The 9017-nt window shown below is 59.1% G+C and carries 9 protein-coding genes and 1 pseudogene; 7 read left to right on the top strand and 3 right to left on the bottom strand.

Annotated features, from left to right (window positions below; all coding sequences use genetic code 11):
* Positions 1-296, top strand: a pseudogene (locus tag Q9S52_RS07150) (pyridoxal phosphate-dependent aminotransferase family protein); the annotation flags it as partial.
* 114 nt (positions 297-410) lie between these two features.
* On the opposite strand, the gene meaB reads toward Q9S52_RS07150, so the two are convergent.
* Both meaB and Q9S52_RS07140 read right to left on the bottom strand, forming a co-directional pair.
* Positions 411-1505 (bottom strand): methylmalonyl Co-A mutase-associated GTPase MeaB, encoded by a 1095-nt coding sequence (gene meaB / locus Q9S52_RS07145; protein ID WP_294591641.1) that lies wholly within the window; start codon positions 1503-1505, stop codon positions 411-413.
* 152 nt (positions 1506-1657) lie between these two features.
* Positions 1658-1924, bottom strand: a complete 267-nt coding sequence (locus Q9S52_RS07140; protein WP_304708629.1) for a hypothetical protein — start codon at positions 1922-1924, stop codon at positions 1658-1660.
* Between the two features lie 51 nt (positions 1925-1975).
* On the opposite strand from Q9S52_RS07140, the gene bamD reads away from it, so the two are divergent.
* From bamD to recN, 4 genes are read left to right on the top strand one after another with little or no spacing between them, the layout of a single operon-like run.
* A complete protein-coding gene (gene bamD / locus Q9S52_RS07135) occupies positions 1976-3067 on the top strand; it encodes an outer membrane protein assembly factor BamD (protein ID WP_304708628.1) in 1092 nt (363 codons plus the stop codon).
* Positions 3068-3117: 50 nt separating this feature from the next.
* Positions 3118-3450 (top strand): DNA-directed RNA polymerase subunit omega, encoded by a 333-nt coding sequence (locus Q9S52_RS07130; RefSeq protein WP_294591637.1) that lies wholly within the window; start codon positions 3118-3120, stop codon positions 3448-3450.
* A 57-nt stretch (positions 3451-3507) separates the two neighbouring features.
* A complete protein-coding gene (gene coaBC / locus Q9S52_RS07125; RefSeq protein ID WP_304708627.1) occupies positions 3508-4746 on the top strand; it encodes a bifunctional phosphopantothenoylcysteine decarboxylase/phosphopantothenate--cysteine ligase CoaBC in 1239 nt (412 codons plus the stop codon).
* The gene (gene recN, locus Q9S52_RS07120; protein WP_304708626.1) at positions 4740-6440 is read left to right on the top strand and encodes a DNA repair protein RecN; all 1701 of its coding nucleotides are present in this window, start codon (positions 4740-4742) and stop codon (positions 6438-6440) included. Before coaBC ends, recN begins: the two co-directional genes overlap by 7 nt.
* A 75-nt stretch (positions 6441-6515) precedes the next feature.
* On the opposite strand, the gene Q9S52_RS07115 is transcribed toward recN, so the two are convergent.
* The gene (locus Q9S52_RS07115; protein WP_304708625.1) at positions 6516-6665 is read right to left on the bottom strand and encodes a hypothetical protein; all 150 of its coding nucleotides are present in this window, start codon (positions 6663-6665) and stop codon (positions 6516-6518) included.
* A 115-nt stretch (positions 6666-6780) separates the two neighbouring features.
* On the opposite strand from Q9S52_RS07115, the gene Q9S52_RS07110 reads away from it, so the two are divergent.
* Together Q9S52_RS07110 and Q9S52_RS07105 are read left to right on the top strand one after the other, a co-directional pair.
* Positions 6781-7239 carry a hypothetical protein gene (locus Q9S52_RS07110; protein WP_304708624.1) on the top strand — a complete coding sequence of 153 codons (459 nt, stop codon included), beginning with the start codon at positions 6781-6783 and terminating at the stop codon, positions 7237-7239.
* A gap of 10 nt (positions 7240-7249) precedes the next feature.
* Positions 7250-9004: a S41 family peptidase gene (locus Q9S52_RS07105; RefSeq protein WP_304708623.1), complete on the top strand. Its 1755-nt coding sequence runs from the start codon at positions 7250-7252 to the stop codon at positions 9002-9004.
* Positions 9005-9017: the final 13 nt, after the last annotated feature.

The raw sequence follows: 9017 nt of genomic DNA, 5'->3' as shown, positions 1-9017 counted from the left end.
ACGCCGGGTTCGATATCGGGGTGACGCAGTCGCCGGTGACGCCGGTCTATATGAAGGGCGGTGTAGAGGATGCCACTAATATCGTGGTGGACTTGCGCGAAAACCACAACCTCTTCTGCTCGGTGGTGGTCTATCCGGTGATTCCGAAGGGTGAGATTATTCTGCGCATCATTCCGACGGCGGTGCACACGCTGGAGGATGTGGAATATACGCTGAATGCCTTCAAGGCTTGCCGCGGCAAGTTGGAATCGGGCGAATACCACAAACCGATTCAGAATATGGCGGATCCGATGTAATTCGGAAGATGTGGGTCTGGCGACAGACTGCCATAAAAATAGAGAAGTCCTTCCTTGCGATCGTATCGTGGGGAAGGACTTCTCTTTATGGGAGATAGGATAGAACCGGCTCTGTTATTTCTTGTAATAGCGATCCAGCAGCTCGTGGGCCGCCGCGAACGAACTGATCCGGTCTTCCAAAACCCGTTGCTCGTACTCGCCCAGCAACGGCTCGATGGCCGGAGACTTATAGAAATGATCCCGCAGCTCCGCGTCGATCGTCTCGTACATCCAATATTTTGCCTGCCGGCTCCGGTTCCGGTCGAAATAGCCGTTGGCCCGGGTGAATTTCAGGTAATCTTCGATTCCGCTCCACAGCTCCGTCACCCCACGCCCTTCGGTCGAAGAGAGGGTGTAGACCCGCGGCTTCCAGCCCGATTCCGGCATCGGGAACAGCGACAGGGCGTTCTGGAACTGACGCCGTGCCAACTCGGCCCGTTGCACATTGTCGCCGTCCGCTTTGTTGATCGCCACCAGGTCGGCCATCTCCATAATGCCCCGCTTGATGCCCTGCAATTCGTCCCCCGCTCCCGAAATCTGGATCAGCAGAAAGAGGTCTACCATCGAGTGCACGGCCGTTTCCGACTGTCCGACCCCGACCGTTTCGATGAAAATCACATCGAACCCCGCCGCTTCGCACAGAATCACGCTCTCCCGCGTCTTCCGCGCCACCCCGCCCAGCGACCCCGCCGACGGCGACGGACGAATGAACGCCGACGGATTGTGCACCAGCGTCTCCATCCGCGTCTTGTCTCCCAGTACCGACCCTTTCGTCCGCTCCGAACTCGGGTCGATCGCCAGCACGGCCAGCTTGTGTCCCAGTCCCGTCACCCGACCGCCCATCGCTTCGATAAAGGTCGACTTTCCGGCGCCCGGCACCCCCGTAATGCCGATCCGCACCGACCGCCCCGAATGAGGCAGGCACCGCTCGATAATCTCCTGCGCCAATACATGATGCTCCGGCAACAGGCTCTCGGTCAGCGTGATCGCCTGGCTGAGCAGCGTCGTATTGCCCGCCAGAATCCCCTCCACGTATTCATCCGCCGACAGCCGATGCCGCCGGGGCCGCTTGTAATGCGGATTGACCGCAGGCGGCTGCTCGATGCCCGATGCCACCGCCAGCGCGCTGTCGCTGAAAGTCTCTTTATGGTGTTCTTCGTAATGCTCCACGTTCGGTTCGATTTAGATAACAACAAAGTTAAAAATAATTTGACACGGTGAAGGCTGCCGGTTATTTGGGGTATCTTTCGGGTAGAAGCGGTTGGTTCTTGGGGTAGAGGTAGGGTAGACCCGGTCAGTATTTGAGTGCCGAGCGGCACCGTTTATTCCGAGAGGCAACGCAACAGAAAACCGTAGCCACGGTAATTCGCGTTGCTGGGATAGAGCCATGATACGTGGAAATTCGAGTTCATGCCTTGGGTGCCACTGGGCACCGATGCAGACCAGACCGTACCCTCGCCGCCGACGTTCCCTGCTACACCCTCATAGCCCGTGCGGCCGTAGTCGCGGTAGCCCGGGGCGGGGGTCTCCCGGCCCTCGGTTCGTCGAAGGTGAAAAATGCCGTTCGGCGGGCGCGCCCTACGTTCCAAAAAAGTTTATTACCTTTGCGAATTAACGGATACGACCACCCCATCTTTCCTATGAGATACCTGAGGATCACCCTTCTGCTCCTGACAGCCGTTGCTGCGCTGGCTTCGTGCAGCCAGATGAACAGACTGCTCAAGAGCAAGGATACCGAAAAGATATACCAGGCCGGTATCGATGCCTATCGCCACAAAAAGTACCGGCAGGCCGCCGATTATTTCGAAGCCGCGTACAACGACCTGTACAGCACCGATCGGGCCGACACGCTGCTGTTCTACACCTCCAAAGCATACTACATGCAGGGGCTCTACGAACTGGCGGCCGAAGGGTTCGACCAGTATCGCAAGAACTTCAGCCGGAGGCCGTTCGCCGAAGAGGCCGAATATCTCCTGCCGATGTGCTATTATCACCTCTCGCGGCCGGCCGAACGCGACCAGGCGGAGACCCACAAGGCGATCACCACCTTCAACGAATACCTCAACCGCCATCCGGAGAGTATCAAAGCCGAGGATATCCGGATGATGCTCGAAGAGTTGCAACAGAAACTCTACGAAAAGGCTTTCATCAACGCATCGTTGTACTTCAAACTGCAACGTTATCCGGCATCGGTCGCCGCTCTGCGCTACTCGCTCAAGGAGATGCCCGAAACGCCGTACCGCGAACAGATGATGTACCTGATCTGCCAGTCGTGGTACAACTATGCCAAGAACAGCGTCCCGGCGCGGAAACTGGATCGGTATATGAAGATGGTCGACTCGTACTACAACTTCCGGAGCGAATATCCCGAGAGCGCGGTAGCCTTGCGGAGCCTCAACCGGATGTTCCGCGACGCGAAAGCCTATGTCGACCAGAACCAGCAGGCCGCGGTCGATATCGAAAAGAACCGCATCGACGCCGAGAGCCTCAAGGCTGAAATTCGAGTGCAGAAAGAGAAACTCCGCACCATCACCGACCAGTTGGAGCGCGATGCGGCCAAACGGAAGCTGCGGGCCGACGAGGCGCTGCTCAAAGAGCAGCAGCGGCGGATCAAGGCCGAGGCCAAACAGTTGAAAAAGAACGACACCCGGCTGCGCAAGCGCGAGAAGAAGGGGGCCGTTGCCGAGGAGGCGGCAGAGGAGGAAAAGATATGGGTGGAGACGGAGAAGTAGAGCACACGCGATAATTTTCGGATTCGGACACAGAATTTACAAGCAGACATATGGAAATCAAAGGACAGCAGATACCGACCAATACGGTGACCCGTACCCTCAGCGAACTGGATGCGGCCACGGGGAATATTTATGAAACGGTGAACGTCATCGCGCGGCGGGCCAACCAGATCAACAGCGAATTGAAACAGGAGCTGGCGTCTAAGTTGTCGGAATTTTCGTTCGCCACGGACAATCTGGAAGAGACCTTCGAGAACCGCGAACAGATCGAAGTTTCGCGGCATTACGAACGTTTGCCGAAACCGACCCTGATCGCCGTCGAAGAGTACCTCGAAGGGGAGGTCGCTTTTCGGGAACGGAACCCGCAGGCGGCGGAAAAATAGTCGCTTGGCGGGACGAGCAGAACCCCTCGTACGCATTTTAATCCACAGAGACAAGGCATGTCATTGAAAGGGAGACATATCCTGTTGGGAGTTACCGGAAGCATAGCCGCTTATAAGGCGGCTATGCTTATACGCGCCTTGGTCAAAGAAGGGGCCGAAGTGCGGGTCGTGATGACTCCGGCCGCGCGGGATTTTATTACGCCGCTGACCCTGGCCACCTTGTGCCGGCACCCGGTGCTCGTCGATAACTTCGACCCGACCAATGGAGCGTGGAACTCCCATATCTCCTTGGGCGAGTGGGCGGATCACTACCTGATCGCTCCGGCCACCGCCAATACGCTGGCGAAGATGGCCGCAGGGATTGCCGACGGGCTGCTGTTGTGCTCCTACCTGTCGGCGCGGTGTCCGGTGAGCGTGGCGCCGGCGATGGACCTGGACATGTACCGGCATCCGGCCACGCAGGCCAATTTGGCCTTGCTTCGGGCGCGGGACGGTGTGGGGATTGTCGAACCGGGCGACGGAGAGCTCGCCAGCGGCCTCGTCGGCAAGGGACGGATGGCGGAACCGGAGGAGATCATCGACTATCTGCGCGCCTTTTTTTCCGAAAGAGAGGCTTTGTTGCAGGGGAAGAAAATATTGGTCACCGCCGGGGCGACGGTCGAACCGATCGACCCGGTTCGGTTCGTCAGCAACTATTCCACCGGGAAGATGGGGTACGCCATCGCTGAGGCGCTGGCTGCGCGGGGGGCCGAGGTGACCTTGGTGAGCGGACAGGCGACCGCGACTTTGTCGCGGGAGTATCGGAATATCGCCGTAGTCACCGCTTTGTCCGCTGCGGAGATGTACGAGGCTTGCCGGCAGTGCTTTCCGGAGATGGACGGGGCGGTTTTTTGCGCCGCCGTGGCCGATTACACACCCGCGGCTCCGTGGACCGAGAAGTATAAACACTCGGCTGCGGAGCCGTTCGTCCTCACGCTGAAACCCACCCGGGATATCGCTGCCGAGATGGGGCGGCTGAAACGGGACGGGCAGGTGACCATCGGGTTTGCGCTGGAGACTTCGGCTGCCGAGGCGGGGGCTTATGCGCGACATAAACTCGAGACTAAGAATCTGGACGCCATCGTGCTCAACTCGTTGCGCGATGCGGGGGCCGGGTTCGGAACCGACACCAACCGGGTGACGATCATCGACCGGAATCCGGCCGTGGCGGAGACGGCTATTCCCTTGAAATCCAAAACGGAAGTGGCGGGAGATATTGCGGACTATATGACGCGGAAATTCGCGGAAATATGCTGAAACATCTGAACATAGAAAACTACGCCATTATCGGCCACCTCGACATCGACTTCCACCCGGGGTTGAACATCATCACCGGGGAGACGGGGGCGGGGAAATCTATCCTTTTGGGGGCGTTGTCGTTGCTGGGAGGAGCGAGAGCCGATGCCGCCATGATCCGGGACGGCGAGAACTCCTGCGTGATCGAAGGCGAGTTCGACGTGGCGCCCTATAAGGAGGATCTCTTGCCGGTTTTTGAAGAGAACGACCTGGATTGGGAAGAGGTGATTACCGTGCGGCGGATGATTACCGCTGCGGGGAAGAGCCGGGCGTTTATTTCCGATACGCCGGTGAATTTGAGCGCTTTGCGGGCTGTGGCCGACAGGCTGGTGGATATCCATTCCCAGCATCAGACGTTGTTGTTGGCCGGGACGGGGTTTCAGACCCATCTGGTGGATGCCGTGGCGGGACACCTGCCGCTCGTGGCTTCGTACACCGGGCATTTCCGGCAGCTCAATGCCTTGAAAACCGAACTCAATAAGGTGGTGTCGGCGAACGAGGCTGCGGCGAAAGAGCGGGACTATTTGCAGTACCAGCTGGAACAGCTGTTGGCCCTGAAGTTGAAGCCGGGCGAGGTGGCGCAGTTGGAAGAGGAGCAGAACCTGCTGACCTATGCCGAGGAGATTGCTCAGGGGTTGGATTTTTGCGTCGGGATGCTGACGGCGGACGACGGGCCGCTCGAAGGGGGAATTACAACTGGGGCGCGGGCTATGCAGCAGACTTTGAGCAAATTGGCGGGGCGTTATCCGGCGGCCGGAGAGTTGGCTGCGCGGATGGAGAGCGCATATCTCGAACTGAAGGATATGGCCGAAGAGTGCGAACGGCGGCGCGACGAAGTGCAGATCGATCCTGAACGGCTGGCGGTGGTGAGCCAGCGGCTGGACGATATCTATACCTTGTGTCGGAAACACCGGATCGACGAGGCGAATGCCGAGGCGGAATTGTTGCGGTTGCAGCAGGAGCTGGATGTGCAGTTGCAGGAGTTCGATGCGGCCGAGGAGCGGATGGGAGAGCTCAGGCAGCAGATTGCAGCCTTAGAGACTACGGCTGTCGAGGAGGCGGGGCGGGTGACGGAAGGGCGGCAGAAAGCGGCGCCGAAGATTGAAAAACACGTGACCAAGACTTTGAGTGAGTTGGGGATTAAAGGGGCTACGTTCGAGGTGCGGATTGTTCCGGCCAAGAACGGTTTGACGGTTACCGGAGCGGATGACGTGGCGATGCTCTTCAGCGGGAATGCCGGGAGTGCGCCGCAACCGATCGAGCAGGTGGCTTCGGGGGGCGAGATGTCGCGAGTGATGCTGGCTCTCAAGGGGTTGGTGGCGAAGAGTATGCGGATGCCGACCATTGTGTTCGACGAGATCGACACCGGCGTTTCGGGTTCGGTGGCGGATAAAATGGGGGCGATCATTGCCGGGATGGGAGATTCGATGCAGGTGTTGAATATCACCCACCTGCCGCAGGTAGCGTCGAAGGGCGAGCACCACTATTATGTATATAAGGAGGCCTCGAAAGGGGGTGGTGACGCTGCTGCGGGAGGGACGCATATTCGTTTGCTGACCCCTGAGGAGCGTGTGGAACATATTGCCGCGATGTTGAGCGGCAGTGCCGTGACCGAGGCTGCGCGGACGCAGGCCCGGGAGTTGTTGGGGCGGTGAATGGTCTGTGCTCTTGCGACCCGCTAAGTCCAGCCTGCATAAAGTAGGCCTTTATTCGAGTGTTACTTGGCCTGTTTATTCCGAGAGGCAACGCAACTGAAAACTGCTGGCACGGGTTCCCGCGCTGCTGGGATTGAGCCACGTCATGGTGAGGCGCAAGTGTAGGCCATTGGTACCGCTGACCGTGGCACCCCAGCTGTAACCGCCGTCGCCGACGCCGCTCAATGCGCCCGTATCCCGATAGCGGTAGCCCGGGGCAGGATTTCCGGCGTTGCAAAAAAACGGCCGACAGACCGACCGGATACAAAAAAACGAGTAAACCCATATTCAGAAAAACGACATGAACCGATATCCGATACGGGCAGCCAAATACGCCCTCTATTTAATTGTTCTCTTTTTTGTGCTCTTTGCCCTGATGCGCGCACTCGGGTACGGGACAGCCTCGTTAGACATCTTGTGGACCACCTCGCGAGGGTGGCTCTTTTTGGGCGTCGTCGTGGTATTCGCCTTGTTGTACCCCTTCTTCGGCTTTACCCGGCGACGGCTTACGTTTAACGCCGCCTCGCGGGTGGAAGACGTGGAGCGTGTGATGGCCCAGTGCGGTTTTCGGCGGATCGAAGCCGATACGCATGGGGCTGATGATTTGCTCTTCGCCGCCGCTTCGACCGGGAAGAAAGTGACGATGATGTGGGAAGACCGCATCGAGATTACGACCGATGCCAACGGGATTTCTTATATCGAAGGGAATCGGAAAGAGGCCGTGCGAGCAGCTTTTCGCTTGGGGACATTTATTGCATAACAGGCTTTTTATGAGATTATTCCGGAAAATACGAACGATCTCCCTGCTGCTGACGGGGATCGGTTGTGCGATGATATCGGCTCAGGCCGCACCGAAGAAGCTGCCGGCCACGCTACAGAATACGGCGGATAGCGCTGCGGTCGCCGCCCAGCGGCGCGACCTGGAGATCGGTCGCTCGATGGAGACCTTCTTCAATATCTTTCGCGAAGTCAACCTCTATTACGTCGATACCACCTCGCCGAAGAAGATCGTAAAGACCGCCGCCGATGCCATGCTGGACGGGCTCGATCCTTACACCGAATACCTGCCTGCGGAAGAGATGGCCGATTTCGAGACCATGACCACCGGGAAATACGCCGGACTGGGCGCCTTGATTCGGAAATCCAGCGACGGGCGGTGGGTCGAGATCGCCGAGCCTTATCGCGGGACGCCGTCCGATCGGGCGGGCTTGAAAGCCGGCGACCGGATATTGTCCGTCGACGGCGTCGATATGGCCGGTCGGGAAGTCGCCTTCGCCAGCGACCGGATGCGGGGCAAGGCAGGGACGGTGGCGACCTTGGTGATTGCGCCGATCGCCGATACGACCGTGACCCGGACGGTGCGGGTTAAGCGCGAGCGGATTGCCATCCCGGCCGTGCCGTACTACGGCTGGGTCTCCGATAGTGTCGGGAGGGATTCCGTGGGGTATATCCGGCTGAACAGCTTTACCGAGAAGTGCGCGGACGAGGTGCGGACGGCCTTGAATGCCTTGCAGCAGCAGGGCGGAGAAGCGATGCGCGGGCTGGTGCTCGATTTGCGCGGCAATACCGGCGGGATACTGGGCGAAGCGGTGAAGATCGTCGGATTTTTCGTCCCCCGAAATACCGTCGTCGTGACGACCCGTGGGAGGATGCCCCAGATGAACTCCACCTATCGGACAGTCGGAGAGCCGATTGCGCCCACGGTGCCGTTGGTCGTGTTGATTGACCGCTCCTCGGCTTCGGCCAGCGAGATCGTGGCCGGAGCGTTGCAGGATTTGGATCGCGCCGTGGTGATCGGACAGCGGAGCTTCGGAAAAGGCCTCGTGCAGTCTACCCGGCCGGTCGGCGAGAACGGATACGTCAAACTCACTTCGGCGAAATATTACACGCCGAGCGGGCGGTGTATCCAGGCGCTCGATTACAGCCACCGGAACGAAGACGGGAGCGTGGGAGCCGTGCCGGACTCGCTGATCGCCTCGTTCCGTACCGCAGGCGGGCGGATGGTCTACGACGGCGGCGGGATTATGCCCGACGTGAGGATATCGCCCGAATATCTCGGAAAGTTCACCGCCATTTTGATGGGACTCGGCTATGTGGATGATTTTGCCAACCGTTATGCGGCGAACCATGCTCCGGCATCGGACTTTGCCGTCGACGATATGACCTATGCCGCTTTCTGCGACTTTATGGACGACAAACCCATCGCCTTCGAGTCGGGTACCGAGCGGCTCCTGAAACAGCTGCGCCGGATGGCCGAGCGGGAGAAGTATGCAGATCGGATTGCGTCGCAGCTCGACACCGTCGCCGCGAAGATACGCGAAGACAAACGGACGGAGTTGCAGGTTTTCGGGCCGGAGATTCGGGAAGTCCTGGGGGATGCCGTGGCGACGCGGTGGTTCTACGACGCCGGGCGGATCGCCCGACAGTTGCGGCGGGACAACGTCGTGCGGCGGGCGGCGGAGGTGTTGCTCGATCGGAGCGAATACACGCGCATCGTCACGATGCAGAATACGGATAAAAAATAATACGACATACGCA

This window comes from uncultured Rikenella sp., from assembly GCF_948810725.1.
In the GTDB taxonomy this organism is placed as follows: domain Bacteria; phylum Bacteroidota; class Bacteroidia; order Bacteroidales; family Rikenellaceae; genus Rikenella.
Note: the sequence above shows the minus strand (reverse complement) of the source record. Positions and strands in the feature narration are given on the sequence as shown.

What these genes read in the sequence shown, in the direction of transcription:
- Q9S52_RS07105 (WP_304708623.1), top strand. Translation starts at nt 7,250, where the DNA reads ATGAGATTATTCCGGAAAATACGAACGATCTCCCTGCTGCTGACGGGG.
- coaBC (WP_304708627.1), top strand. Translation starts at nt 3,508, where the DNA reads ATGTCATTGAAAGGGAGACATATCCTGTTGGGAGTTACCGGAAGCATA.
- bamD (WP_304708628.1), top strand. Translation starts at nt 1,976, where the DNA reads ATGAGATACCTGAGGATCACCCTTCTGCTCCTGACAGCCGTTGCTGCG.
- Q9S52_RS07130 (WP_294591637.1), top strand. Translation starts at nt 3,118, where the DNA reads ATGGAAATCAAAGGACAGCAGATACCGACCAATACGGTGACCCGTACC.
- Q9S52_RS07110 (WP_304708624.1), top strand. Translation starts at nt 6,781, where the DNA reads ATGAACCGATATCCGATACGGGCAGCCAAATACGCCCTCTATTTAATT.
- recN (WP_304708626.1), top strand. Translation starts at nt 4,740, where the DNA reads ATGCTGAAACATCTGAACATAGAAAACTACGCCATTATCGGCCACCTC.